Origin of the sequence: Hymenobacter edaphi (assembly GCF_003258365.1) — a bacterium.
Lineage (GTDB): Bacteria > Bacteroidota > Bacteroidia > Cytophagales > Hymenobacteraceae > Solirubrum > Solirubrum edaphi.
Genome location: NZ_QHKM01000002.1, coordinates 403,498 through 430,063 on the forward strand (window position 1 = coordinate 403,498; position 26,566 = coordinate 430,063).

A 26,566-nucleotide genomic window follows, 5' to 3' on the forward strand; every position below is an offset into this window, starting at 1 on the left:
AAAGACTAGGCCAAAAGGTTCCATTTTTAGTTAAAATAAATTGAATTGTATATTTAGAAGAAGCTACCTTGCGTCATACTATGGTAACAGCTCCGTAACCCGGGCTTAACCTCCTGACGCGGAGCGGTTGCCAATTTTGCTCCTCTCTTTCTCCACCAAACACCTATTTTGATGAAAGCAACGCTTACCCGCGTTGGTGCCCTGCTGTTGCTGGGTGCCCTGGCCGCCTCCTGCGCCAAGCAGGACCTGGTACAGCCCAAGGCCGATGACCTGCAGGCCAACAGCCAGGAAGCTGATGCCACGCGCGACAGCAACCTCGCCCTGGGCAACCCCAGCGGCGCCGTCGCCAGCACCTCCTACCCGACGAACTACCTGATGTCCAAGTCGCAGTACACCCTCTCGTACCACCGCGACCGGGGCGTGCCCAACTGGGTGTCGTGGCACCTGAGCTCGGCCTGGGTTGGCTCGACGGCCCGCCAGGACAACTTCGCCGCCGACGCCACCCTGCCCTCGGGCTGGTACCGCGTGAGCACCGGCAGCTACACCGGCTCAGGCTTCGACCGCGGCCACAACTGCCCCTCGGCCGACCGCACCGGCTCGGTGGCCGACAACTCGGCCACGTTCCTGATGACCAACATGATGCCCCAGGCGCCCAACAACAACCAGCGCGCCTGGGCCAACCTCGAAAACTACTGCCGCACCCTCATCAACGCCGGCAACGAGCTGTACATCATCTGCGGCTCGTACGGCACCGGCGGCACCGGCTCGGCCGGGTACAAAACCACCCTCGATGCCGGCCGCGTAACCGTGCCCAAGCGCTGCTGGAAGGTTATCGTGGTGCTGCCCGAGGGCTCGTCCGACGCCAGCCGCGTGAGCACCAGCACCCGCGTCATTGCCATCGACACGCCCAACGACAACTCGCTGCTGACCACCTGGGGCTCCTACCGCACCTCGGTCGACGCCATCGAATCGGCCACCGGCTACAACATCCTCTCCAGCGTGTCGTCGACGGTACAGAGCACCATCGAGTCGCGCGTTGACAACGGCCCGACGAGCTGAGTTGAGCGCAGTTGCCGCAACAGAAAGGGCGACCCGCACTACGGGTCGCCCTTTCTGTTGCATGTTTATGTGAGCGGCGCGGGAGCGGTAAACGAACGGCCGCGCCGGGCAGTATGCGGCGCAGGAAAGTAGAACGCGGCCCGCGCTACGCGGTGCACCGAAGCGGGGCTGCAGTTCCGATCTGAGAGGCCCTGGCCGGCGCTCAGGCCCGCCCACGGCGGGCGGGCGAAAGTCGGAAGCGGGGAGAACGGCCGGTGACGGGCACGGCTGTGGGGGCGCCGTGGCAGGACGGCCCGGACGAGCCTGGCCAAGCAGTGGCGGTGCGGCGCGAAGGCCGAGCTTCCGGCAAGATTATGAATCTGTTACGTTTTGCGCGGTGCCGTGTCGGGCCTCACCGCGCCCCGTACTTTTGCGGCGGTGAGTGAGTGACGCATCGCCCAAACAACAGCCGCGAAAGGCCACGCTCCGGGGTGGCCTTTTGCTTTGGCGGGCCGGGCCGAAAAGTCAGGGCCCGGGGCGTTTTGGTTTGGGGGCGCGGCGGCGGCGGCGGTATTTCGGCAGCAGATAACAATATGATAATCCGGTCATAACGCCGGACTAACTGCTGCTGCCGATGTTTGAGCAACTCCCTACCGCCGCTGTTCCCGGGCCCCTGGCCCTGCTCGATATGCTCTCCGCCAACCTTCCTCTGCCCGCCGGATTTGGGGGCCGCTCGCGCGCTGCGCTGCGGCCCGTGCTGCAGCGCTTCACGCACCTGCGCGAGCTGCAGCGCCTCTACGAGCAAGCCGCCGAGCTGACGGGCCTGGAGTTCGTGGCCGCCATCCTGCAGCGTCTGCAGATTACGGTGGAGTACGACGCGGCCGAGCTGCGCCGCGTGCCCGCCGCCGGCGCCTTCATCGCCGTGGCCAACCACCCGAGCGGCATGCTCGACGGGCTGGTGCTGCTGCACGTGCTGGGCCAGGCCCGCCCCGAGCTGCGCACCGTGGCCAACGAGCTGCTGGCCCCGCTGCTGCCCCAGCTGCACCAGCAGTTCGTGCTGGTGCGCCCCGACGCCGCCGACGCCCCGCGCAACGTGCCCGGCCTGCGCCGCCTGCTGGAGTTTCTGCACAACGACGTGCCGCTGCTGCTCTTCCCGGCCGGCGAGGTGGCCCACCGCCACGCCCCGTTCGGGCCCGTGGAAGAGTCGGCCTGGCACCCCACGGCGGGGCGGCTGGTGCGGGCGGCGCGGCTGCCGGTGCTGCCGGTGTGGGTGAGCGGGCACAACAGCCGCTCGTTCGATTGGCTGGGCCTGGTGCACCCGCTGCTGCGCACGGCCCGGCTGCCCGCCGAATTGCTTAACAAGCGCGGCCACACCGTACACGTGCGCATTGGGCAGCCGGTGGGCCCGCAGGAGCTGCACCAGCTGCCCCCCGACGCCCAAATGCCCTACCTGCGGGCCCGGGTGCACGCGCTGGCGCCGGCTACGCTTAGCCGCTCGGCCGCGCTGCTGGCCCCGCTCAAGCAGGCGGCGGCGGCGCCGGTGGGCGTGGTGGCCGAAACCCACCCCGCGCTCATCGAAGCCGACCTGGCGGCGCTGCGCCCGGCCCGGCGCCTGGTGCAGAGCCGGCAGTGGGAGGTGTACGTGGCCAGGAAAAAGGAAATACCGCACGTGCTGCGCGAAATCGGGCGGCTGCGCGAGCTGACCTTCCGCCGCGAGGGCGAAGGCACCCAGCAGGCCATCGACCTCGATGCGCACGACGACTACTACCGCCACCTGTTCGTGTACGACCGGGCGGCGCGCCGGCTGGTGGCCGCTTACCGCATCGGGCCGGGGCGGGCCATTCTGCGCCAGCACGGGCGGCGCGGGTTTTACCTGAACGCGCTGTTTCGGCTGCAGAAGGGCCTGAAACCGCTGCTGCGCCAGTCCCTGGAGCTGGGCCGCTCTTTCGTGCGCGAGGAGTACCAGCGCCAGCCCATGCCGCTGGCCCTGCTCTGGAAGGGCATTGCCGCCTACCTCGGCCAGCACCCCGAGTACCGCTACCTGATCGGGCCGGTGAGCATCAGCAACCGCTTTACCCCGGCCTCCAAGGGCGCCATGGTCGATTTTATTCGCCGCCACTGTTTCGATGCGGAGCTGGCCGCGCACGTGCGGCCGCGCAAGCAGTTTCGCTACCGCCCGCTGGATGCCGCCGAGCGCCCCGGCGTGCTGCAGACCGGCGTCGACAGCATCGACGCGCTGGGCCGGCTGGTGGCCAGCATCGAGCCCCGCGGCTTGGGCATTCCCACGCTGCTGCGCCAGTACGTGCGCCTGAACGCCCGCTTTATCGGCTTCAACGTGGATCCGGCCTTCAGCAACTCCCTCGACGGGTTCATCGTGCTCGACGCGGCCGAGCTGCCCGAGCGGGCGCACCGCCTGCTGGAGCGGCTGCCAGCGCAAGGGTGAGGTATCTGCGTTTTTCGTTGTTGGTTATTCGTTTTTCGGATCGGGCTTCAGCCTAAGCCAAAAAACGAAAAACGGCCCGGAGCAGCTGCTCCGGGCCGTTTTTGTTAATAGCCAGACCAGCTTAGTTGCCGGCGCTTTCCGAGGCGGGCAGGCCCACGCTGCCGTCTTCGGCCGTCGGAATCTGGTTCATGTACGAGCGGAAGCTCATGGCAATGTCGCTGGCCACGGCGTTGGCCTGGGCCCGCACGCGCCGGTCATTTTTGGTTTTGTCGTTGTTTTTCTCGGCGCGCAGCAGCGAGAGGTACGCGTCGAGGCTGACCAGCTGGCCCGGCTGCTGGGCATCGGGAATGACGCGGAAGTTGCTCACGCTGTAGGTGTAGCCCTGGTCGGTGGCCTTGAAGTTGAAGTCGAAGCGGGCGGTGCGCTCCAGGTTCTGGCCTTTGTTGTCGACGGGCTTGAGCTTGATGGTGCCCTGCACGCTCACAGTGCCGGTGGCTGCGTCCGACACGAAGTTGGTTTTGGGGCCGTAGGCGAAGTGGTGGTCGGCCCAGTCGTTGGCGCGGGCGTGCAGGGTGGGCTGGCCGTAGTTTTCGGCGGGCACGCGCTCGGTGTATTCCACCGGGGCGTCATCGGTTTGCGCGGCGGCCGGGAAGGCCAGCAGCGCGAAAAGCATTCCGAGCAGGGGTAGGAGTCGCTTCATAGTGCAGCAGGAAGGCAATGGTGAAGGCTTGGAAATGTGCTGTGCAAAACTCGGGAGTAACCGCCGGGGCCGGGTTACGGTTCTGTTAGCAAAACATGACCGATTACCCGAAGCGCAGGGGCTATTCCCGCGAATTTGAATGAAAGTTAATCATCGATTTTGGATTATTTCCATCAATGGTAATTTTCAACAAACTATCCATTTCCATCGGGGATTAGTAAAAAATGCAATCCTTTGCGGGTGCGGAGGGTTGAGGTAATGACCGGGTAAAGAGCTGTAAATTATTGGTTAGCAAATCAATGGGCCTGGAATGGTACGCGTGGTGCCCGTTCTTTGATAATATAAGAGCGAAGCGCCGCTAACATTTTCGTAACACAAGAAATATTCTCCGTCCTGCTTGCGGTGTATCAGAACTTGGATACTTTTGCGACGTGCTTCTCCACAATCAACATAAGATGAAGCGCAGAACCGCCGCTCCGCCGGTTCTGCACCGGGGTCGAAACCCGTTCCCTGCCGTTGATTTCGTTTCGTTTTTCGGTTTTTGCCTCGTTGGCCGCCCGGTTGTTACCGGAGCGGTTTTTTTGTGTCCGCTCACGTCGGATGCCGGGGCCGGCAGCTGGCTCCGCTAACACCCTTCACGCCCCATAACCCTCTTCATCTAGTGGTGAAACAACCCCTCGCACCCGCCAGAGTTCGGAACGACAACCTGACTGTGACGCCCGAGCGCGTAGCCGTGATTAAAGAGGGGGACGCCATGCTGCGCGGGGCCCGTCGGTCCGCGCAGGACAACGGCTTCACGGGCGGGCACAACGTGCCCCGCACCGGGGGACTAACCGCTGCCTGCGAAAACACCGACACGCTGTTCCCCCTCGACGGGCACCTGGACTGCCACCAGGGGCACGACGTGAAGGGGCACTCGGCTGCCGGCATCGGCCGGGCCCGCGTGGCGCAGCGCAGCCTGGGCCAGACGGACATCCGCCGCTGCGTACCCTTCCTGACCAACCGTGACAGCGCCAGCTAGTGCTGCCGCCCGCAGAAGGCCCGGTGTGATGCCGGGCCTTTTGTTTTGGGCTGGCGCCGGTTTAGCAAAACCGAAGTGAGCGTAACCGACGCCCCGTATAAAACCGTTTTCCAGCCTGCCTCAACATCCTCCATAACCTCAACGACAAGGCGCCACACGCCGGCGGAAAGCCGGCTTGATGGCGGGCACCGGTTCAGCCGCCCGCGCGGCTGAACCGGCGCCAGTCGGGGCCCGCTCCCGATGCCAATCTGCCATTTTTCTTCCTGGCTCAGCCTGTACGCAGCGCCAGCGGAGTGAAGACCCCACCAACAGTACGTATGACGGCTGTGAGTTCCGTTTTGCGAGGCCAGCCGAGGCATCTGTGCCGACTAAGTCGGGCAAATTCGGTGAGCACAAAGGCGCCCGCGGCAGCGGCGCAGGTGCTTCGGCCGGCTTCGCAGAACGCGCGGCCAACGGCTGGGGGCTTTTCTTTGCACAGGCTAACCGCCCGAACCAGCTAGCCCCCACGCCCTATGCAACTCGGACCTTCCCTTACGCTGCAGAATCCCGTGTGCCTCGCCGCTGCCCCCTGGCAGCTGCCCGACGGCCTCGGCTACGAGCACCTCGGTGCCATTTTTACCAAGACGGTCATCATGGAACCCCGCCCCGGTCGGGGCGAGGGCATCATCAAAGTGGCTGATGCCTCCCTGCTGAACACCACCGACCGCCGCACCGACGGCGCCGAGCAGCTGGTGCAGGAGCACCTGCCGCACCTGCGGCGTCACAACGTGCCCGTGCTGGTGAGCATCACCGCTCCCGGCATCCCCGGATTCCGGAAAATTGCCCGCTACCTGGCCCGCGAAGCCGCTGGTCAGATTGCCGGGGTGGAGGTGTACATCAGCAGCGCCAGCACCGAGAAAGGCTTCGAGCTGACGCCGCGCTTCGTGCGCGAGGCCGTGGAGGCGGTGCGCAACGAGCTGGGCCCCGACGCGGCCCTCATCGTGAAGCTGCCGCCCTGGCCCGACCACGTGCGCGCCCTGGCCCTGGCCGCCCAGCAAGGCGGCGCCACCGCCCTGGCGGCCTCCAACCTGCTCAAGGCCCTGCACCTGCCCGACGCCGGGGACCCGATTCTGGGCGGCCTCTCGGGCGAGGCGCTGCGGCCCATTGCCCTGCGCTGCGTGTACGAGCTGGCCCACGACGAGAATATCAAGCTGCCGGTCATCGGCACCGGCGGCATCTTCACCGCTCAGCACGTGCGCGACTACCTGCGCTGCGGCGCCGCGGCCGTGCAGGTAGCCACGGGCGAGTGGCTGGAGCCCGGCCTCACCGCCCGCCTGGCCACTGAGTGGGACGAAACCTCTTCTTCCGTAACCGAACCCCAAGCCGCATGGAACAGCTAACCCGCCGCGCCCAGACGGCCAACTCCCTGCTCTGCGTGGGCCTCGACCCCGTCGGGGAGAACGTGGAAGCCCAGCTGCAGCGCGTGGTGGCCGAAACCGCCGAGTACGCCGCCGGCTTCAAGCCCAACCTGGCCTTCTTCCTGGCCCGCCCCGACGGCGTGGCCCTGCTGCAGCGCCTGCGTGAGTGGATTCCCCAGGGCGTGCCGATGATTCTCGACGGCAAGTTCGGCGACATTGCCAACACCGCCGAGCGGTACGCCGCCTTTGCCTACGACGTCATCGGCGCCGATGGCGTGACGGTGAACCCCTACATGGGCGAGGACGCCATTCTGCCCTTCGCCCGGCCCGGCAAGGCCGTGTTCGTGCTGGCCAAAACCTCCAACAAGCCCGTGCATTCCTGGCAGGATCAGGAGCTGGTGAAGGGCGGCACCGTCAGCGACTTTTCGGCCGACGTGGTGCAGACCTTGACCCACGAGCATCCCGGCCTCGGGCTGGTAGTGGGCGCTACCAACCCGGCCGCCCTCGGCCACCTGCGGCAGCGCTGCCCCGAGCTGTGGTTCCTGGTGCCCGGCGTGGGCGCCCAGGGCGGCGACCTGGCCGCCACCGTGCAGGCCGGCTGCCGCCAATCCGACGGCCTCGGCGTGCTCATCAATACTTCCCGTGCCCTGTGGCAGGCCGCCGAGCCCGGCGCTGCTGCCCGCGACCTAACTTTCCAGATCAATGCCCTACGCGCCGAGCGACTTTCAGCAACAATTTGAGCAGCAGCTCCGGGGTGAAGACGCCCTGCTGAGCGGCCACTTCCGCCTTTCCTCCGGCCTGCACTCCGACACCTACGTGCAGTGCGCCCGCTTCCTGCGCCGCCCCGATCTGGCCGCCCCCGCCCTCGGCGTGCTGGCCGACCTGATCCGCGAAGCCGGCCTGCAGCCCGATGTGGTAGTCGGGCCCGCCATGGGCGGCGTGGTGGTCAGCTACGAGCTGGCCCGACAGCTGGCGGTGCCGGGCATCTTCACCGAGCGCGACGCCGATACCAAGATGACGTTGCGCCGGGGCTTTACCCTGGAGCCCGGCCAGCGGGTTATCATCGCCGAAGACGTGGTGACGACCGGCAAATCGACCATGGAAGTAGCCGTGGTGTTGCGCGCCATGGGGGTGGAAGTGCTCGGCGTGGCCTGTTTGATCGACCGGACGGGCGGGCAGCACGGGCTGGATTTCCCGCTGTTTGCGCTGCTACCGGTGCAGGCGGCCACGTATCAGCCGGAAAATTGCCCGCTGTGCGCCAAGGGTATTCCGGCCGTCAAGCCCGGAAGTCGGCCCGATGCGGTGCCGGCCATTGGGTAAGGTCGGCGGGAGTCCTTACCTTTGCATCTCCTTCGCTACTCTGTGCAACGAAGTCTCTCTCATACCAACCCCTCGCTGACCCGAACGACGCTGCTGGCCGACTTCGACAGCATGTGGCGCGGCAGCGCGCTCTTCAGCGTAGCCGCGGGGCATCGTCTCGACATCATGCGGGGCGAGGTGGAGGAGCGAATAGCCGAGCGCGCGACGCAGCTGCGCGCTGCCACTCAGCCGCCGCACAGCGAATCATCTGCGGGTATTTCCGACTTACGAAAGCAGCTGCGAAAACCCGTAGCTGCGCCGTTCGGAAACTACCTGGGAGACAACTGCGAAGTACATTCTGCTGATTCTGACCGGAGCCCGGCTCCGCAACCTCGTGTAAGCCGCCTCGTGGCCCGTTCGTCGGGCGCGGGGCGGCTTACCGCGTTTTTGGGTTGTAGCGCGGGCTTGGCTGACGCCTTCCTTCGATTGAGCCCGCGTCCTTTTGATAGTAACTCTAAACCTCCGTGCGTCCGTCGTTCTGCGACAACCGTGCGGGCACACGCGGGCTGAAGCCCGCGCTACATGCTTTGAGTAACACCGCCTCCCATACCATCCAACTGATTCCGCGCCCCGGCCAGCACGACGGCGAAGGCGCCCGCGTGGCCGAAGCCGCCCGGCGGCACCTGCACCTGCACACCGGCGCGGTACAAACCAGCGCCGTGTACACCGTGCGCTACCCGCTGACCGCGGCGCAGCTCCAGAGCTTCGCCGCCCAGTGCCTGCAGGACCCGCTGCTCAACGACGCGGCGCTGGACCAGTGGGCCGTAGCGCCCGAGTTCAAAAGCTACATCCTGGTAGCGAAAGGCCCTGGCGTGACGGACGACGAAGGCACCTCGGCCCAGAACGCGCTGCAGGACTTTCTCGGCCTGGACCTGGACATCCGCACCCAGCACATTTTCAGCAAGCGGCTGTATCTGCTGGAAAAGGAGCTGCCGGAAACCGACCTGCGTCACCTGGCCGAAGAGCTGCTCGGCAACAAGCTCATCAACCGCTTCGTGGTGGGCCACACCGCCCAGGGCATCCGCGACTTCACGCCCCAGCCCGGCGGCGGGGCTGACTCGACCACCCACACCATCCGGCTGGAGCACCTGACGGATGAAGAATTGGTGCAGCTGTCGAAGGAGAACGTGTACGCGCTGAACCTGGAGGAAATGCAGGCCATCCGGGACCATTTCTACGCTCCCGCGACGCAGATCAGCCGCGCCGAGGCCGGCCTGACGCCCGACCCGACGGACTGCGAGCTGGAAATCCTGGCCCAGACCTGGTCAGAGCACTGCAAGCACAAGGAATTCGCGGCCGTCATCCGCTACCGCAACGCCGTCACGGGCGAGGAAAAGGAAGTCGACGGGTTGTTCAAAACCTATATCAAAGGCGCCACGTCCGAAGTCGACCGGCTCTTGCGCGCCAACGGCAACGACTGGCTGATCAAGGTGTTTTCGGACAACGCCGGCGCGGTGCGCATCAATAAGGACTCGTTGTTCGTCTGGAAGGTCGAAACCCACAACTCGCCCTCGGCCATCGACCCGTACGGCGGGGCCATTACCGGCATCCTGGGCAACAACCGCGACCCGCTGGCTACCGGCATCGGCGGCGCGCGGCTGCTCTTCAATACCAACGTGCTCTGCTTCGGCCCGCCGAACTGGTCGGGGCCGCTGCTGACGGGGCAGCTGCACCCGCGCCGGGTGTTCGAGGGCGTGCGCAAGGGCATCGAGGACGGCGGCAACAAATCGGGCGTGCCGACGGTGAACGGCGCCATCGTGTTCGATGAGCGGTACCGCGGCAAGCCGCTGGTGTACTGCGGCACCGGCGCCGTGCTGCCCATGCAGCTCGACGGCAAAGACGCCTGGGAGAAAATTATCGACGCCGGGGACCGGATCATTATGGCCGGCGGCCGGGTGGGCAAGGACGGCATCCACGGCGCTACCTTCAGCAGCATCGAGCTGGACGAAGCCGCGCCGGCCACGGCCGTGCAGATTGGTTCGCCCATCACGCAGAAGCTGGCCATGGACTTCCTGCTGCTGGCTACCCGCCGCGGCCTGATCAAGTGCAGCACCGATAACGGCGCGGGCGGCCTGTCCTCCTCGGTGGGCGAGCTGGCCGGCATCAGCGGCGGCGCCACGGTGGAGCTGGAAAAAGTGCCCTTGAAGTACCCCGGCCTGCGTCCCTGGGAGATTTTCCTGTCGGAGTCGCAGGAGCGGTTTACGCTGGTGGTAGAGCCCAGTAAGCTCGCGGAGCTAAACGCATTGGCCGCCGAGATGGAAGTGGAGCTGTCGGACATCGGGCAGTTCACCGACAACGGCCGCCTGGACGTGACCTTCGACGGGCAGCCGGTAGCCTCGCTGGCCCTGGAATTCCTGCACGAGGGCGTGCCGCGCAAGGTGCTCGACGCGGAGTGGCAGCTGCCGACTTTGCACGAGCCCAAGCTGCCCGCTTCGCTCGACGCCACGGACCTGCTGATCAAGCTGCTCGGGGCGCTGAACATCTGCTCCCGCGAGGCGGTGATTCGGCAGTACGACCACGAGGTGAAAGGCCGGACTGTCGTCAAGCCCCTGATGGGCCGCACCGGCCAGGCCCCGCAGGACGCGGCCGTGGTGCAGTTCAACTTCGAGTCGTGGGAAGGCGTGGCGGTGAGCAACGGCATTCTGCCGCGCTACGGCGACATCGACCCCTACCAGATGTCGGCCGGCGCCTTCGATGAGGCCGTGCGCCAGATAATTTCTGTCGGCGGCAAGCTGCCCAACCTGACCCCCGGCGACGGGATTTTCTGGTCGGTCAACGACAACTTCTGCGTGCCCGACTCGGTGTACGACCCCGTGACCAACCCCGACGGCAAGCAGAAGCTGGCGGCCCTGGTGCAGCTCTGCGAGGCCCTGCGCGACATGTGCGTGGCTTACCACATTCCGCTGACCTCGGGCAAGGACTCGATGAAAAACGACTTCAAGGCCGACGGACAGAAGATTTCGGTGCCGCCCACGGTGCTGTATTCGATGACCGCCCTGATGCCCGACGTGCGCCGCGCCGTAACGTCCGACTTCAAAGCCGCTGGCGACGTCGTCTACCTGCTCGGTGACACCTACGACGAGCTGGGCGGCTCGGAGCTGTACCACCTCTTCGGCGAGCTGGGCCAGAACGTGCCCCGCGTGCGCCCCGAGCAGGCCAAGGAGTTGTACCAGAAAGTAAGCGAGGCCCACGAGCAGAACCTGATTCTATCCTGCCACGACCTGTCGGACGGCGGCTTGGCCGTAGCCGTGGCCGAAAGCCTGTTCGGCGACGATAACCTCGGCGCCGAGCTGACCCTGGCAGGCGCGCTGCCGGCCCCGACCGAGCTGTTTTCGGAAAGCCACTCGCGCTTCGTGGCCACCGTGGCCCCGGAGGACGTGGTAGCTTTCGAGGCGCTGATGAACGGCCGTGCCACCCGCCTCGGTATCGTGACGGACAACGGCCGTCTGGTGATTCGTCACCAGGATAAGACGGTGGTAGACGCTGCTACGGCTGATCTGCGCGAAGCCTGGAGCAATGGTCCGGTTAACCGCGTCATGGCCGGCGAAGAACTAACCCTGCAAGCTTAGGAGGTGGAGACGATGAGCAATCAAGCAGAAAACTTGGCAACGCAGATGGCCGACAGCACCGCTGCCGAACAACCGAACAACGAACAACGCGTCCACGCCCTCGTGCTGACCGGCTTCGGCATCAACTGCGAGGAAGAGCTGGCCGCCGCTTACCGGCTGGCGGGCGGGGCGGCCACCATCGTGCACTTTAATGAAGTGCTCGGCGGCCAGACCAGCATCCACGACTACGACGTGCTCAACTTCCCCGGGGGCTTTTCCTTCGGCGACGATTTGGGTTCCGGCGTGGTCATGGCCAACAAGGTGCGCTTCCGCAAGCTGCCCTCGGGCCGTACGCTGCTCGAGGAAATCGGCGCCTTTATCCAGGCCGGCGGCTACGTGGTGGGCATCTGCAACGGCTTCCAGATGCTGGTGAAAATGGGCCTCCTGCCCGATTTCGCCGGCCAGCAGGAGCGCGAAGTGACCCTGACCCACAACGCCTCGGGCCGCTACGAAGACCGGTGGGTGCGCCTGGCGGTGAACCCCAACAACCGCTCCCCCTTCCTTAAGGGGCTGACTTCGCTGGAAGTGCCCGTGCGCCACGGCGAAGGCCGCCTAGTCATCCGCGACGAGCAAGTCCGCAGCCGCATCCTGGCCGAGGGCCTGAACTGCCTGACCTACTGCGATACGACCGGCTGCGAAACCGCCGTGTACCCGCTGAACCCCAACGGCGCCGAGCTGAACTGCGCCGGCCTCAGCGACACCACCGGCCACGTTTTCGGCCTGATGCCGCACCCCGAGGCCTTCCTCTCGCTCTACAACCACCCCGACTGGGCCCGGCGCAAGCGCCTCGACCCCACGCTGTCGGAGGAAGGCGACGGGCTGAAGCTGTTCCGCAACATCGTGGAGCACATCCGCCAGACGCGCGCCGCGCAGCCCACCGAGGCTACTGCCAACCAAGTTTCTCTCTAGCCTAGCATTCGACGCTTAGCGCCATGAACACGCTCCCGCAATTCAACACGCCCCAGCTCGAACTGCTGCACCGCGGCAAAGTCCGCGACTCGTTCCGCGTGCCCTCGGGCGAGCGGCTTATCGTCGTGACGGACCGCCTCTCGGCCTTCGACTCGGTGCTGGAAACCGCCATTCCCTACAAAGGCGCCGTGCTCAACGGCCTGGCCGATTTCTGGTTCGATAAAACCCGCGACATCGTGCCCAACCACGTTATCCGCGTGGTCGACCCGAACGCCATGCTGGTGAAGGAGGCCGCGCCGATTCGCGTGGAAATGGTGGTGCGCGGCTACCTCACCGGCTCCATGCTGCGCGGCTACCTACAGGGCCAGCGCACCTTCTCGGGCGTGGCGGTGCCCGACGGGCTGACCAAGCACCAGCGCTTCCCCGAGCCCCTCGTGACGCCGACTACCAAGGAGGAATCCGACCGCGAAATCACGCCGGAAAACCTGGTTTCGGAGGGCTGGGTGTCGGCCGAGCTGTACGAGCGGATGCGCGTAGTGGCCCTGCAGCTGTTCAACTTCGCTTCGGCGTGGATGGCCGAGCGCGGCATTATCCTGGTCGACACCAAGTACGAGTTTGGGCTGCTGAACGGGGAGCTGATTCTCATCGACGAAATCCACACGCCCGACTCCTCGCGCTTCTGGGACGCGGCCGACTACGCCACGAATCCTGAAGAGGCCACCCAGATGGACAAGGAGTACATCCGCCAGTGGCTGATTGCCCACAAAGTCGACGGTAAGTACCCCACGGCCCTCACGCCGGAAGTAACCGCCGAAGCTGCCCGCCGCTACCTCGACATCTACCAGCGCATCACCGGGCAGCCCCTGGCCGCCGCCGCCGATACCAACGTGAACGTGCCCGCCCGCCTGGTGCAGAACCTGGTGAAGGAAGGCTTCATGCAGGACGCGCCGGTGGAGCAGCTGAACGGATGAATATAGAAGCGGTAGGCCAGCAGTACGCTCTCAACGACGGTGAAATTCGCGCCGTCGAGCTAAGCCTGCGCTACGGTGGGTCCGCCGCCTCCAACGCTTCCGTGCAGCTGCGGGTGCGCAAGCTGATTTCGAAGAATAAATACGAAAGCTGTTTGCTGACGCTGGAGCTGAGCGGCGTAACAAAGGCGCTGATTGATGAAGATTTCACCACTGGCGTCTACTATTCGGACATCGTTCTAACCGAGCTTAGCAATGGGTTGTTCTACCTCTCGCTCGACCCGTTTGGCAACTCCGGCAAGCCGCACGAAAAGGACAACCTAGTATTAGTAGCCCAACGTCTGACCATCCACGAAGCATGAGCTGCCCGCTGACGCTATTCGCCTCGCACCCCGCCGACCGGCAGGCCCGACCGCTGCTCGATGAGCTGTCGGCCCAACTCGGGGCGCGTTTCGGCGGCGACGGGCGCGACTCGTTTCAGAACTGGGTGGACGACAACCGGCATATCTTCCTGCTGGCGTTGTCCGGTAAGGAAGTTGTGGGTTGCGGGGCCGTGCGCCCGATTACTGACTCGGTAGGGGAGGTGAAGCGCATGTACGCCAAGCACCCCGGTCAGGGCATCGGTAGCATGGTATTGGCCGGGCTGGAAGCCTCGGCGCGGCGCGCTGGCTACACCGAGCTATGGCTGGAAACCCGCGTAGCCAACGCGGAAGCCTGCCGCTTCTACGAGCAGCGCGGCTACCAGCGCATCGAGAACTATGGCAAGTACACTGGGCGCGCCAACGCTGCCTGCTTCGGCAAGCGGCTGGACTCGGCTGCGGTTACTGAAACGTACGCGGAGCAGTTGGTTGGCCTGTACATCGAAGCTTACAACGACATCGAAGTGGCCGACATGGTAGCCTGCCTGCACCCGGAGGTGACGTTTGAAAATGTATCCGCCGGTGAGGTCACGTTTCGCACCGAAGGCAAAGCCGCATTTGCTGCGCAGGCCGAGCAAGCCAAGTGGTGGTTTATGGAGCGGAATCAGCACATCAAAGCCTTTCGCTTCGAAAACAACCGCGCCGAAATTGACATCAACTACTTCGCCATTACTGCTGGAGCATTGCCGGAAGGCGTGCAATTGCCTGCCGGTTTGGCTACCAGTACCATCATAGAACTTACCGGCCGCTCGGTTTTTACGTTCCGCGACGGACTTATTGCCACCATTCAGGATATCAGCTAGCCCGTAACCCAACCTCTTTGACCCTTGGCAACTCCTATCACCCATATCGTCCTTCTCGGCAGCGGCGCCCGCGAACATGCCCTGGCCTGGAAACTCACCCAGGACGGCGCCCGCGTGCACGTACTGCCCGGCGGCGCCGGCATCCCCGGCTCGGTGCCCGGCATCAGCGCCACCGATTTCCCAGCTATCCAGCAGTTCTGCCAGGAGCACGACGTAAAACTCATCGTCGTCGGCCCTGAGGCCCCGCTGGCGGCGGGCGTGGCCGACTACTTCGAGGGCTCCGATATCCGCGTGTTTGGCCCGCGCAAGGCGGCCGCCGTGCTGGAAAGCTCCAAGGTGTGGTCGAAGGACTTCATGCGCCGCCACGGCGTGGCCACCGGCCGCGCCTGGACGTTCCGCTCCGACCAGCTGGAGCAGGCCCGCGCCGCCGCCGCCGACTTGCAGGGCCACGCCGTGCTGAAATACGACGGTCTGGCCGCCGGCAAGGGCGTGTGGGTGTGCTCCTCGGAAGCTGAGTTTGAAACCGCCCTGCAGGAAATGCAGGCCCTGGCCCCGGCCGGTCACGACTGGTACTCTTTCCTGGTCGAGGAAAAGCTCACCGGCCCCGAAATCAGCATCATCGGCCTGACTGACGGCAAGACCATGCGCCTGCTCAGCCCCTCGCAGGACCACAAGCAGCTGCTGGCCGGCGACCAGGGCCCCAACACCGGCGGCATGGGCGCCTACTGCCCCGTGCCCTTCGCCGACGACAACGTGCTGGCGCTGGTGCGCGAAGTCATCATCGAGCCGACCCTGCGCGGCCTGCGCACCGAAGGGCTGCCGTTTATGGGCTTCCTTTACTTCGGCATCATGCTCACGCCCACCGGCCCCAAGCTGCTGGAATACAACGTGCGCCTCGGTGACCCGGAAGCCCAGGTGCTGCTGGCCTCGCTGAGCAGCAGCCTGGTCGACATCATCACCGCCGCGCTGGATGGCCGCCTCGCCGAAGTGGGCGTGCGGCAGAAGCCGGGCTCCTTCGTGGGCGTGGTGCTGGCCTCCGGCGGCTACCCCGCCGCGCAGTTCCCCACCGGCTTTGCCATCGACGGCATCGACGCCGTGACGCCCGCCACGCTGGTGTTCCAGGGCGGCACCAAGCGCAACGATGCCGGCCAGCTCATCACCAGCGGCGGCCGGGTGCTGACGGTGGTAGCCGGCGGCCCCGACCTGGAAGTAGCCGTGGAGCGTGCCTACGCCGAAGTCAAGAAGGTGACGTTCCAGGACGCCTACTACCGCACCGACATCGGCCAGCGCCCCACCCCGGAGCTGGTCGGCCAAGCCCAGTAATGATGACGGAAACGACCCCGCGCGAATCGTTCAACGATAGTGGTACTACGACTCAAAGTCGTAGTACCACTTCGTCCGCGCCGTCTGGCTCCCCCTCGACTGTTGAGGAGAGGGGGCCGGGGGGTGAGGCGCAATCGGCCGCGCCGAAAGCCCGCCTCGCCATCCTGCTCTCCGGCCGCGGCTCCAACATGCTGGCCTTGGCCCGCGAGGTGCGCGAAGGCGTGCTGCAAGGCTTGGCCGAGGTTGCCGTGGTGTTCAGCAACATCCCCGAAGCCGCCGGTCTGCCAAGCGCCGCCGAGCTGGGCTACGCCACCGCCAGCATCGACTCCCGCGGCCGGAAGCGCGCCGAGTTTGATGCCGAGGTAGTGGCGAAGCTGCAGCAGTTTCAGCCCGACTACGTGGTGCTGGCCGGCTACATGCGCATTCTGTCGCCGACGTTCATCCGGGCGTTTGCGGGCCGGATCATCAACATCCACCCCGCCGACACCCACCAGCACCAAGGGCTGCACGCCTACGACTGGGCCTGGGAAAACCGCCTGCCCGAAACGAAAATCACCGTCCACCTCGTTGACGAGGGGCTCGACACCGGCCCCGTGCTGGCCCAGGCGCCCGTCGACCTGCGCGGCGCTGATTCCCTGGCAGAGGTGGAGCGCCGCGGTCTGGCCGTGGAGCACCGCTTCTACGCCGACACCCTGGCCCGCCTCATCCGGGGCGAGCTGCCCGCCGAAACACCCACTCCTGCCGCCACTGCCGCCCCGCAGTAGCTCCCCATTTTCCCTCTCAAGCCCACCCCAGCTTCGTCGGCCTGACAACCGGCTCACTGACAACTGACAACTCGATATGTGCGGAATCGTTGGTTTTTTCGGCCCGGATGATGTCGTTGGCGACATCGTCGTCGGCCTCACCGCTCTGCAGCACCGCGGGCAGGATGCCGCCGGCATTGCCTCGTTCGACGGCAACTTTCATTTGCACAAGGGCAACGGGCTGATCAACGACGTGTTCAAGCCCAAGCACCTGAAGAAGCTGAAGGGCAACATCGGCATCGGCCACGCGCGCTACACCACCCAGGGCTCCGGCGACGCCGAGCTGGCCCAGCCCTTCACCACCAGCTACCCCTTCGGGCTGGCCATGGTACACAACGGCAACGTCATCAACTTCCGCTCGGCCGCCAAGCGCCTGCACGAGAAGTACCACGTGCTGCCCAAGACCAGTAACGACCTGGAGCTGATCATGTACACCTTCGCCTCGGAGCTGCGCCTGAAAAACCTGGACGCGCTGTCGGTGGTAGACATTTTCGACGCGGTGGAAACCACGCAGGAGCTGGTGAAGGGCGCCTACGCCACCATCACCATCATTGCCGGCCACGGACTGCTGGCCTTCAACGACCCGCACGGCATCCGTCCGCTCGTCATGGGCCGCCGCGACACGCCCGACGGGCCGGTTTTCGCCTTCGCCTCCGAGTCGACCTGCTTCGACTACCTGGAGTTCGACCTGGTGGAAAACATCGGCCCCGGGCAGGCGGTGTTTATCGACAAGGACTTCAAGGTGCACCACAAGAATCCGCCGGCCAAGCCCAAGGCCTTCTGCGTGTTCGAGCACATCTACTTCGCCCGCGAGGACTCCGTTATCCACGGCCGGCTGGTGGCCCGGGAGCGGGTGCGCCTGGGCAAGATGCTGGCCCGCAAGGTGATGGAAGCCGGTCTGGAGCCCGACATGGTTATCGACGTGCCTTCTTCGGGCTACTTCGCGGCGTCCGGACTGGCCGAGGCCATCGGGGTGCCGTACCGCCGGGCTTTGGTGAAAAACAACCACATGGGCCGCTCGTTTATCGTGAGCAGCCAGGCCGGCCGGGAGGACGTGGTGAAGAAGAAGCTGAATCCCATCCGCGAGTTTGTGGAAGGCAAGAAAATTGCCGTGGTCGACGACAGCATCGTGCGCGGCACCACCTCGCGGCGCATCGTGCGCATCCTGCGCGAAGCCGGGGCTACGGAGGTATACTTCATTTCCAGCGCGCCGCCCATCATTTCGCCCTGTATCTACGGCATCGACATGGCCATGAGCACCGAGCTGATTGCGGCCAACTACACCGAAGAGGAAATCTGCCGCTACATCGAGGCCGACAAGGTGATTTACCAGTCGCTGGAAGACTTGCAGACGCTGTTCGGCGAGGAAAAAGGCCACGGCGGCAGCTGCTTTGCCTGCTTCTCGGGCCAGTACCCCACCGGCGACGTGACCAAGTACCTGCGCCACATTCAGGAAGAGCGCACCAGCCACCGCAAGGAGGAAAAGGACAAATCCGCCAACTCCGTCAGCGCCAAAGCCCCGGCTCCGACCGAGCACTAAGCTGCCGGAAAAATATGAACGTCATGCTGAGCCTGTCGAAGCATTTCTACCGCTTCGTTGAGTTTAGTATCTGGCGAAGCGGTAGAGATGCTTCGACAGGCGGACACCAGATGGAGCATGACGCCCTCCGATAATCGTTCAACCACTCGCCATGAGCCAGACTACCGCCGCTTCCGACCTCAAAGCAACCGCCGGCTACTCCATCGAAGAAGGCAACGCCGCCTCGCGCAACGCCTACAACTGGGCCAAGAAAACCTTCAGCACCCGCGTCGGCAAGCCCGGGGAGCCGGCCCAAGACCTGGAAGGCGGCTTCTCCAACGAAATCCGCTTCGGCAATGAGCGCCTGGGCATCGGCTCCGACGGCATCGGCACCAAAATCGAAGTGGCCGAGCGCGTGGACCGCTACGACACGCTGGGCCACGACCTGATTGCCATGGTGGCCGACGACCTGGTGGTAGCCGGCTTCATCCCGACGAACCTGTCGAACATCATCGACGTGAACACGCTGAACTACGAAGTGGTGGACGAGCTGATGCGCGGCCTGCACGACGCGGCGCAGTTCAGCTCCATTGCCGTGACGGGCGGGGAAATTGCCGAGCTGGGCAACCGTATCGGCGGCTACCCCGGCGCCCGCATGAACTTCAACTGGTGCTCCACCGCCGTGGGCGTGCTGCACCCCAGCCTCGAAAAACCGCTCAGCGGGGCCAACGTGCGCGCCGGGCAGGCCGTGGTGGCGCTTCGTTCGCCCTCGTTCCGCTCCAACGGCTACTCCCTGGCCCGCCGCGTCCTCACCAAAGCCTTCGGGGAAGAGTGGCACAAAGCGTCTTACTCCGGCGCCGATGCCGACGTAATGGGCGCCACCTGGGGCGAGGTGATGCTGGCCCCCTCGCTCATCTTCGCGCCCGGCGTCACGGCCGTGCTCGATGCGGGCCTGCCCTTGCACGCAGCCGCGCACATCACCGGCGGCGGCGTGGCCGACAACTTCAAGCGCGTGCTGAAATCGGGCGTCGGGGCCGAGCTGGACAACCTCTTCGCGCCGCTGCCCGCCATGAGCCAGCTGGCCGAGCTGGGCGGCATCAGCCCCGCCGATGCCTACCTGTACTGGAACATGGGCAACGGCATGCTACTGGTCACCGACGCCGACCAGGCCGAGGCCGTAGCCGCCGAGCTGACCGCCAAAGGTTACGCCGCCCAGGTGGCCGGCCGCATCATCAGCGAGCCGACGATTACGCTGAAAGTGGGCGCCGGGGAGCTGCGCTACGATATCTAGGCCCGCGCATCCTGTTGCCGCCTCGAACCGGGCCGACCAGTCACGTACTGGTCGGCCCGGCTGTTTTGAGGTTGGGTGCTGGACGCTCGGTTCGGGTACTTGATGGTCGGTTGATCCGACGCGGCAGGCAGGGCCCTTGAAACGTTCTGCGCAGCCCTGGATGCCAGCCGTCGGGCACCCGGCGGAAGGCGCATCGTCCTTGACGCGCTGCCAACGGGGGCTGCCGCACCGCGCAGGGACCGAACTTCCTAAACCGGCCGCTGCAGTACTGGTTTAGCGTGGCTTACCCCAGCTGAAAAGCCGGCGGGCAGGGCACGGCTACCGGCTCAAAATACCCGGAAGTGGGTATTTCAGCGGCCTTTGGATTGAAATAGGTTTGTTCTGCATACTGCCTGGAGCTCAGCCACCAGACCAAAAACGGGGCGAAGCCGAAAAGCCTTATGAGTAGGACCTCTAGTTCCCCTTTCTCCACCGCGCATGATTAAAACTGTACTAAACGCCGCTGCTTTGCTGGTGGGCCTGACCGGCCTCTTCTTCAAGGCCAGCCACTGGGCCGGTGCCGACATCCTCATCCTGACTGGCTTCGTCTTGCTGCTGGTTTCGATTCTGGCTTTTACCGTTTCTGCCAATGCCGAAGCGGGCGTATCCGCCCCGCTGAACTACCTGATGGTGGGCGTGCTGACCGTGGGCGTCGTCAGTGCCTTGTTTCGCATGATGCACTGGCAAGGCGGCGCCATGCTGGGCGTCGTGATGGTGGCGCTGATGGTGCTGCTGTGCGTGATGCTGCTGGCCGGCAAAGGCAACATCGGTGCCTCACGGCAGTTTCTGACGGTGACGTTTCTGTTCTTCACCCTGGTTTTCGCCTTCCTGGCCTTGCCCATGCGCCGGGCTGCTACCGCCGAAACGGCCGCTGCGCCGGCACCCATCGAAGTAACCGCGCAATAGGTTCCTGCACCCAATTACCGCCCACAAAACAAGATGAGGCCCCGCGGATGCTGTTCCGCGGGGCCTCGCTGCGATATTGGGTACCGCCGGGGCTTACGCCGGCCGCTGCGGGCGGTGCTCCAGAATCAGCTGGGTGCGGAAGTCGTGCAGGCCTTTTTCCAGGCCCACCGGGTAAGTGTGCGGGTTCAGGAAGCGGCGGATACTCGGGTCGAGAGCGGTGACTTCCTGGCGGGCCTTCTGGCGGCTCTCGGCCAGGGTGGGCAGCTCCAGCACGCGCCGGCCCTGGCGGAACACCGGCTCCAGCAGCTCCCGAAACTCGGAGGACTGCACCGGGCGGCGGCGGGTGGCGTCGAGCGGGTCGACGATGGTGAGCTGCTCGGGCAGGGACTCGGCGGTGTTGTAGAGCATGTCGGCCACGGGCTTGCCGTCGGGGCCGAAAAAGCGGCGCACCTGCAGGATGCCGGGGATGCTGGTCTTGGCAATCTGCTCGGAGAGCTTGATGCTGTACTGCCAGCCCGAACCGTCTTCCTTTTTCATAGCGGCCAGCTTGTACACGCCGCCCAGCGCCGGCTGGTCGTAGGCCGTCACGAGCTTGGTGCCGATGCCCCAGGTGTCGATGCGGGCGCCTTCCAGCTTGAGGGCGGTGACGAGCTGCTCGTCCAGGTCGTTGCTGGCCACGATGCGGACCTTGGGAAAGCCGGCCTCGTCGAGCAGCTTGCGGGCCTGCACGCTGAGGTAAGTCAGGTCGCCCGAATCCAGGCGAATGCCGCCCAGCTCGTGGCCCTCGGCGCGCAGGCGCTCGGCCACTTTGATGGCATTGCGCACGCCTTCCAGCGTGTCGTAGGTGTCGACCAGGAACACCGAGTCGTCGGGGAAGGCGGCGGCGTACTTCTCGAAGGCCTCTTCCTCGCCTTCGAAGGCCATAACCCAGCTGTGGGCGTGGGTGCCGCGCACCGGGATGCCGAACTGCTGCCCGGCCAGCACGTTCGAAGTGCCGTCGGCCCCGCCGAGGTAGGCGGCGCGGGTAGCGGAGAGGCCGCCGTCGAAGCCCTGGGCGCGGCGCAGGCCAAACTCCAGAATCTGGTCGTTGGGCCCCACGGCTTCGCGGATGCGGGCGGCCTTGGTGGCAATCAGCGTCTGGAAATTGACCAGCGTGAGCAGGGCCGTTTCCACCAGCTGGGCCTGAATCAGCGGGCCCTGGATGCGCAGCAGCGGCTCGTTGCCGAACACCACCGTGCCCTCGGCCACCGCGTCGACGTCGCAGGTGAAGCGCAGCTCGCGCAGGTAGTCGAGAAAACCCTGCTCGAACAGCGGCTGGCCCTTGCTGCCGCGCAGGCTGCCGAGGTAGGTCAGGTCGTCCTCCGAAAAGCGCAGGTTTTCCAGCCAGTCGACGGCGTAGGCCAGGCCGGCGGCCACGGCGTAGCCGCCCTGAAACGGGGCCTTGCGGAAGTAGAGGTGAAAGACGGCTTCGCGGTCCTGCATGCCCTGCCGCCAGTAGCCGTAGGCCATCGTGAGCTGGTAGAGGTCGGTGAGCAGGGTGAGCGAAGGGCGGTAAAGACCCGAGAGGGGCTGTTCGGTCATGGCGAAAAGCGGCAGTGGACGCTGAAAGGTACGGGAGTGGGCAGAATTTGGCTGGTTTTGCGAAACTGTGCGCGGCGCTGGCGCTGAAAGTGCCGATGCGCGACCGGGCTGTCAGCACCGTGCTGGTCGTAGCGCGAAACGTTGCTACGCGCTACAGCGCGTGCAACGCTCCGGGCGGCATCCGCTACTTTGCGCCTATGAAACGACTCCTCCTGGGACTACTGCTGGCCAGCGCCGCGCACGCGGCCATCGGACAGAAAGCGGCCAAGCCCGCCAAAACGAAGATTGACGCCAAGCTGATTGAGCGCGTCGAGAAGACGCTGGCCGACGACAAGCTGCGCGGCCGGGCCCTGAACACCGGCGCCCCCGAGGCGGCGCAGTTTCTGGCCGGCGAGTTTAAGCGCATCGGGCTGCAGCCGCTGCCGGGGCTCACGTCGTTTGAGCAGTCGTTTCCGGCCTATGAAATCAGCACCCGCAGCCTGCAGGTGAGCGTGGGCGGCGTGGCCGTGCCGCGGGAAAACGTGGCCCTGCTGGCGGGGCAGGAGCAGCTGAGCTGGGCCAGCGGCCAGGCCGGTGCCCCGCGCGTGGTGGTGGTGGGTCCCCAGGCCGATTTTCGCAAGGAAGCCGGGCCGCTGATGCGCGCCAAGGAAAACGTGCTGGTGCTCATCGACCCAGCCCACGCCAACATCTTCAAGCGCCTGGCCGCGCAGGTGCAGCACAGCAACTTCCGCGCTGAGAAGCCCGAGCCGACCAGCGCCGCCTTCGTGCTGCTGACCGCCACGCCGACCGAAACCACGCCCTACCAGCTCACGGCCAGCACCAGCATCAAGCAGCTGGAAATCCGCAACGTGGTGGGCGTGCTGCCCGGCCGCGACAAGGCCAAAGCCGCCGAGCAGGTGGTCTTTTCCGCGCACTACGACCACATTGGCATCCTGCCCGCCGTGGCCGGCGACTCCATTGCCAACGGCGCCGACGACGACGCCTCCGGCACCACGGCCGTGGTGGCCCTGGCCGAGCACTTCAAGAAAACCAAGCAGAACGCCCGCACGCTCATCTTCGTGGCCTTCACGGCCGAGGAAATCGGCGGCTTCGGCTCCCAGTACTTCAGCAAGCAGCTCGATCCGGCCAAAGTCGTGGCGATGTTCAACATCGAAATGATCGGCAAGGTGTCGAAATTTGGCCCCGGCGCGGCCTTCATCACCGGCTTCGATAAGTCCGACTTCGGCCCGATTCTGCAGCGCAACCTGCAGGGCAGCACCTTCAAGTTCGAGCCCGACCCGTACCCCGAGCAGCAGCTGTTCTACCGCTCCGACAACGCCACCCTGGCCCGCCTGGGCGTGCCCGCCCACAGCATCAGCACCGACCAGATTCCGACCGATAAGCTCTACCACTCCGTCGACGACGAGGTGGCAACGCTGGACCTGAAGAACATGACCGAAGTCATTCGGGCCATTGCCGTCAGCTCCCGCGGCATCGTGGCCGGCACCGATACGCCCACGCGCATCACGGACGCGGGGCAGCGGAAATAACAAGCGGCTGGCGGGTAACAGTCGAACGTCATCCTGAGCCTTAGCGAAGGACCTTCCTCACACCCCGCACCGCCGTTACCAATAAAACACCAGCACTATTCCGATAGAACGATAAAAGCGCAGCCACCAACGTCAGGGCGTTGGTGGCTGCGCTTTTCAGTTGGGGCAGGGTGCGAGGAAGGTCCTTCGCTAAGGCTCAGGATGACGTTCTTTTTCATCAACCCATACGGTTCAGCTTTTAATCTGCCGGGTGATGGTTTCGTCGGTGATTTTATCGTCGTCGGCCAGCAGCAGGGCTTTGCTCAGAATGATGCTCAGGATGGCGTCGCCCTCGAAGGGGAGAAACACGTCGGTAGCGGCCGTTTGCTTGGGGCTGCGGTCGGGCACGATGCAGAGGTATTGGTCGTTGGGCTCCATCAGGATGTTGCCCGAGCCCATGTGAATCTTGTAGGTGCGCAGCTTGCCGCGCACCACCAGGAACTTGTCCTGCACCTCGCTGACTTTGCCGATTTTCAGGCGCGGCACCAGGCGCTGCAGCACCAGCTTGCGGTTTTTGGCCACTTCCGACAGCTCGCCGAACGAGTAGCTTTCCCAGTAGTTGCGGTACTGCACCAGCCCGCCGCCGTCGCGCCAGAGCGGGTCGTTGCCGACGGAGGCCACGCCCACGAACAAATCCACGTCGCGCATGACTTCCGAGAAAACCAGCGGCGGAATGTCGGTGAGCGGCAGCGCGTCGTCGCCGTCGAGGCGGGTGAAGCGCAGCTGGTCGGTGCTGACGTAGTGCCAGATGCCGGTGTCGTTCCAGGCGCCGTCGGCATTGACTTCGCTCACCCAGAACTCGGCCCGCAGGTCGGGCGCCGGCAAGCTGAGCCGGGCCGCGTCCGATTCGTAGCCCTTGTCGTAGGCGCCCATCAGCGAGTAGCGCCAGCCGCGCAGCTTGGCCAGGGAGTTGAACTGGTGCTGCTTCAGAACGTGGGCCGCCATGCGGTTGGAGTAGGTGCGGGTGCGCTCCTCCGGCGGCGTAAGCAGGTACACCTCGCGGAAGGCCTGCTTGAGCGGCTGCCGCAGCTCCCGGCGCTCCAGCAGCCCGCGCCAGGCCAGCACCTCGTCGGTGGCGGCCAGCACCGGGTGCCAGAGCTGCACCTGCGCCTCGTCGGCGGGCGTGGGCACGGGCTTTTCCTGGGCGTCGTGCCAGGCGCCGTTCAGCCAGAGGGCGTCCGTGTGGGTGCCATCGGCGTGGTAGAAGCGCCAGATCAGCCGCTCGGCCAGCTGGTTTACCAGGCCGTGCTCCAGGTAGTACTGCCGAAACCAGCGGTAGGGCATCCGGCGGCCTTCCACGAAGCTGCGGTCGAGCCGGTCGCGCTGGGTGGTGTAGGTCTGCTGAGCCTGGGTCTGGTCGGCTTTCAGCTCCTTCAGCTCCTCGGCGTGGCTTTGTTTCAGCGCTGCCGGAGCCGATTTCAGGGCCTTGTCGCCCTTGTGCCAGCTCACGTCGGCCTTGCCGTCCGCGAGCTGCAATACCACGTGGTAGTTGCCGTAGTCGTAGTCGGCGCGGCCGTTGGTGAGCCCCGCCGTGGGCACGGCCATGTCCTCGATTTCGGCCGGCGTGACGCCCAGCTTTTCCGCCCCCTTCTCGATGTAGCGGCCGATCAGCTCCTGCGTATTGGCCTGCCGCACCTTGGGGCGCAGGCGCGAGAGTTGGGCCACGCCCGGCAGCCCGCCCTGCGAGAGGGCCAGCAGGCAGGCGTTGCCCAGCCCCACGGCCAGCGGCCCGCGGCCCGGAATCTTGCGGTAGCACTTCTCGGTGAGGGCGGCCAGGTGCAGCAGTACGGCCGTATCGGCTAGCGGGCCGAGCGTCCAGGCCAGGGCCTTGCCCACGTTCAGGCTGGGCTCCTGCAGAAAGTCCCACGACGAGTAGGTGTAGGTGCTGTCGTCGTTGTAGGTGTGCGTGTGCTGCCGCTCCTCCACCGGCAGCGCGGCCAGCAGCCGCAGCCACGCGTCGCCCTGCCGGCGCACCTCGTCGGGGCCGATGGCCGTGACGGCCGCGTCGACCTCCTTCAGGTACTTGGCCGAAGGCTGACCGCCGCTGGCTTTCTGCCAGGTTTGCAGCAGCTGCAGCCAGGGCCGGGTGCGGGCGTCGGCGGGGGCCAGGCCGTCCACGAATTCGTTGAGCGCCTGACCCAGGGCGTCGCCGTCGGGGAAGCGCACGGTCGGTAGGCCGGCGTCATCCTTGGCGCCCAGCAGCTCCTGCAGCTTCACCCGAACCTTGACGGCGTTGCCGCTGCCGTAGCCGCTGGTCTGGTCCTCGGTGGCGGCCAGCACCTGGCTCAGGTAGGCGGTCAGCTGCTCGTCGGGGCCGTGCTTTTTCAGGTGCTTTTCCAGCTGGTTCAGCGTCAGCAGCACCGGCATGGTGCGCAGCGCGTCGCCGATGTCGCCCGGCTTCTTGAATTCCAGCCCGTAGAGCTGCAGCAGCCGCTGCCAGGCGGCGGGGCTCAGCTCCAGCGTGGAGCGCAGCAGCTGTTGCAGCAGGCCTTCGAGCATATAGCGAATCTGGTAATCCACCTCGCCGTAATGGTCGCGGCAAAAGCGGATGGCCTCGGCCGCGGCCAGGGTCAGGCGGCCCTTGTAGGCCGCGTCCTGCTCCCGAATGCCCTGGGCGTAGGCCGGCACGTCCAGCAGCTTCAGGTTGTAGTAGCTCATATCACGCTCCTCGATGTCGAGCAGCAGCTGCCGGAGGACCGGCTGCATTTCCTGGGCTTCGGCGCTGCCGCCGTTCAGCGCTTTTGCAAACTGGCGGGCTTTCTTCTGAGTAGCGGGCATGGTGGCAGAATTAGGAGAAATATCGGCAAACAGCCGGGCCGCGGCATCCTGCGCGCGTTGCCACAGCTCGGTCCAGGCACTCATCGGGCGCCG

The 26,566-nt window shown here is 65.5% G+C and carries 20 protein-coding genes; 17 read left to right on the forward strand and 3 right to left on the reverse strand.

The window, feature by feature from the left end; translation table 11 throughout:
* The first annotated feature begins 171 nt into the window (after window positions 1-171).
* Both DLM85_RS09325 and DLM85_RS09330 read left to right on the forward strand, forming a co-directional pair.
* On the forward strand, window positions 172-1,059 hold the full coding sequence (locus tag DLM85_RS09325) for a DNA/RNA non-specific endonuclease (protein ID WP_111477835.1): 888 nt from the start codon (window positions 172-174) through the stop codon (window positions 1,057-1,059).
* Between the two features lie 613 nt (window positions 1,060-1,672).
* Window positions 1,673-3,481: a lysophospholipid acyltransferase family protein gene (locus DLM85_RS09330; RefSeq protein WP_111477836.1), complete on the forward strand. Its 1,809-nt coding sequence runs from the start codon at window positions 1,673-1,675 to the stop codon at window positions 3,479-3,481.
* Window positions 3,482-3,602: 121 nt separating this feature from the next.
* On the opposite strand, the gene DLM85_RS09335 is transcribed toward DLM85_RS09330, so the two are convergent.
* A complete protein-coding gene (locus DLM85_RS09335) occupies window positions 3,603-4,181 on the reverse strand; it encodes a DUF4468 domain-containing protein (protein ID WP_111477837.1) in 579 nt (192 codons plus the stop codon).
* A 664-nt stretch (window positions 4,182-4,845) separates the two neighbouring features.
* On the opposite strand from DLM85_RS09335, the gene DLM85_RS09340 reads away from it, so the two are divergent.
* The 14 genes from DLM85_RS09340 to DLM85_RS09405 all read left to right on the forward strand — a co-directional run bounded on the left by DLM85_RS09340 (window position 4,846) and on the right by DLM85_RS09405 (window position 20,546).
* Entirely contained in the window at window positions 4,846-5,202 is a 357-nt protein-coding gene (locus tag DLM85_RS09340) for a hypothetical protein (RefSeq protein WP_133256989.1), read from the forward strand.
* A gap of 512 nt (window positions 5,203-5,714) precedes the next feature.
* On the forward strand, window positions 5,715-6,581 hold the full coding sequence (locus DLM85_RS09345; protein ID WP_111477839.1) for a dihydroorotate dehydrogenase: 867 nt from the start codon (window positions 5,715-5,717) through the stop codon (window positions 6,579-6,581).
* Complete coding sequence (gene pyrF / locus DLM85_RS09350) at window positions 6,569-7,339, forward strand: orotidine-5'-phosphate decarboxylase (RefSeq protein ID WP_111477840.1); 771 nt, start codon at window positions 6,569-6,571, stop codon at window positions 7,337-7,339. Before DLM85_RS09345 ends, pyrF begins: the two co-directional genes overlap by 13 nt.
* On the forward strand, window positions 7,302-7,919 hold the full coding sequence (gene pyrE, locus DLM85_RS09355) for an orotate phosphoribosyltransferase (RefSeq protein ID WP_111477841.1): 618 nt from the start codon (window positions 7,302-7,304) through the stop codon (window positions 7,917-7,919). The genes pyrF and pyrE overlap by 38 nt, the downstream gene beginning before the upstream one ends.
* A gap of 566 nt (window positions 7,920-8,485) precedes the next feature.
* Window positions 8,486-11,527: a phosphoribosylformylglycinamidine synthase subunit PurL gene (locus tag DLM85_RS09360; protein ID WP_111477842.1), complete on the forward strand. Its 3,042-nt coding sequence runs from the start codon at window positions 8,486-8,488 to the stop codon at window positions 11,525-11,527.
* Between the two features lie 45 nt (window positions 11,528-11,572).
* Window positions 11,573-12,475: a phosphoribosylformylglycinamidine synthase subunit PurQ gene (locus DLM85_RS09365; RefSeq protein WP_111477843.1), complete on the forward strand. Its 903-nt coding sequence runs from the start codon at window positions 11,573-11,575 to the stop codon at window positions 12,473-12,475.
* A 23-nt stretch (window positions 12,476-12,498) separates the two neighbouring features.
* Window positions 12,499-13,446, forward strand: a complete 948-nt coding sequence (locus tag DLM85_RS09370) for a phosphoribosylaminoimidazolesuccinocarboxamide synthase (protein WP_111477844.1) — start codon at window positions 12,499-12,501, stop codon at window positions 13,444-13,446.
* On the forward strand, window positions 13,443-13,805 hold the full coding sequence (locus DLM85_RS09375; protein WP_111477845.1) for a hypothetical protein: 363 nt from the start codon (window positions 13,443-13,445) through the stop codon (window positions 13,803-13,805). The genes DLM85_RS09370 and DLM85_RS09375 overlap by 4 nt, the downstream gene beginning before the upstream one ends.
* The gene (locus tag DLM85_RS09380) at window positions 13,802-14,665 is read left to right on the forward strand and encodes a GNAT family N-acetyltransferase (RefSeq protein ID WP_111477846.1); all 864 of its coding nucleotides are present in this window, start codon (window positions 13,802-13,804) and stop codon (window positions 14,663-14,665) included. Before DLM85_RS09375 ends, DLM85_RS09380 begins: the two co-directional genes overlap by 4 nt.
* 24 nt (window positions 14,666-14,689) lie before the next feature.
* Window positions 14,690-15,988 carry a phosphoribosylamine--glycine ligase gene (purD, locus tag DLM85_RS09385; RefSeq protein ID WP_207890998.1) on the forward strand — a complete coding sequence of 433 codons (1,299 nt, stop codon included), beginning with the start codon at window positions 14,690-14,692 and terminating at the stop codon, window positions 15,986-15,988.
* A 2-nt stretch (window positions 15,989-15,990) separates the two neighbouring features.
* On the forward strand, window positions 15,991-16,752 hold the full coding sequence (gene purN, locus DLM85_RS09390) for a phosphoribosylglycinamide formyltransferase (protein ID WP_111477847.1): 762 nt from the start codon (window positions 15,991-15,993) through the stop codon (window positions 16,750-16,752).
* Between the two features lie 76 nt (window positions 16,753-16,828).
* Window positions 16,829-18,331 carry an amidophosphoribosyltransferase gene (purF, locus tag DLM85_RS09395; protein ID WP_111477848.1) on the forward strand — a complete coding sequence of 501 codons (1,503 nt, stop codon included), beginning with the start codon at window positions 16,829-16,831 and terminating at the stop codon, window positions 18,329-18,331.
* Window positions 18,332-18,482: 151 nt separating this feature from the next.
* Entirely contained in the window at window positions 18,483-19,601 is a 1,119-nt protein-coding gene (locus DLM85_RS09400) for an AIR synthase-related protein (RefSeq protein WP_111477849.1), read from the forward strand.
* Between the two features lie 477 nt (window positions 19,602-20,078).
* Window positions 20,079-20,546: a hypothetical protein gene (locus DLM85_RS09405; RefSeq protein WP_111477850.1), complete on the forward strand. Its 468-nt coding sequence runs from the start codon at window positions 20,079-20,081 to the stop codon at window positions 20,544-20,546.
* Window positions 20,547-20,639: 93 nt separating this feature from the next.
* On the opposite strand, the gene DLM85_RS09410 is transcribed toward DLM85_RS09405, so the two are convergent.
* Window positions 20,640-22,127, reverse strand: a complete 1,488-nt coding sequence (locus DLM85_RS09410) for a nicotinate phosphoribosyltransferase (RefSeq protein ID WP_111477851.1) — start codon at window positions 22,125-22,127, stop codon at window positions 20,640-20,642.
* A 197-nt stretch (window positions 22,128-22,324) separates the two neighbouring features.
* Here DLM85_RS09410 and DLM85_RS09415 point away from each other — a divergent pair, with 197 nt between their 5' ends.
* Window positions 22,325-23,656 (forward strand): M20/M25/M40 family metallo-hydrolase, encoded by a 1,332-nt coding sequence (locus DLM85_RS09415; protein ID WP_111478051.1) that lies wholly within the window; start codon window positions 22,325-22,327, stop codon window positions 23,654-23,656.
* A 231-nt stretch (window positions 23,657-23,887) separates the two neighbouring features.
* Here DLM85_RS09415 and DLM85_RS09420 read toward each other — a convergent pair whose 3' ends face one another.
* Complete coding sequence (locus DLM85_RS09420; protein ID WP_111477852.1) at window positions 23,888-26,473, reverse strand: DUF4132 domain-containing protein; 2,586 nt, start codon at window positions 26,471-26,473, stop codon at window positions 23,888-23,890.
* Window positions 26,474-26,566: the final 93 nt, after the last annotated feature.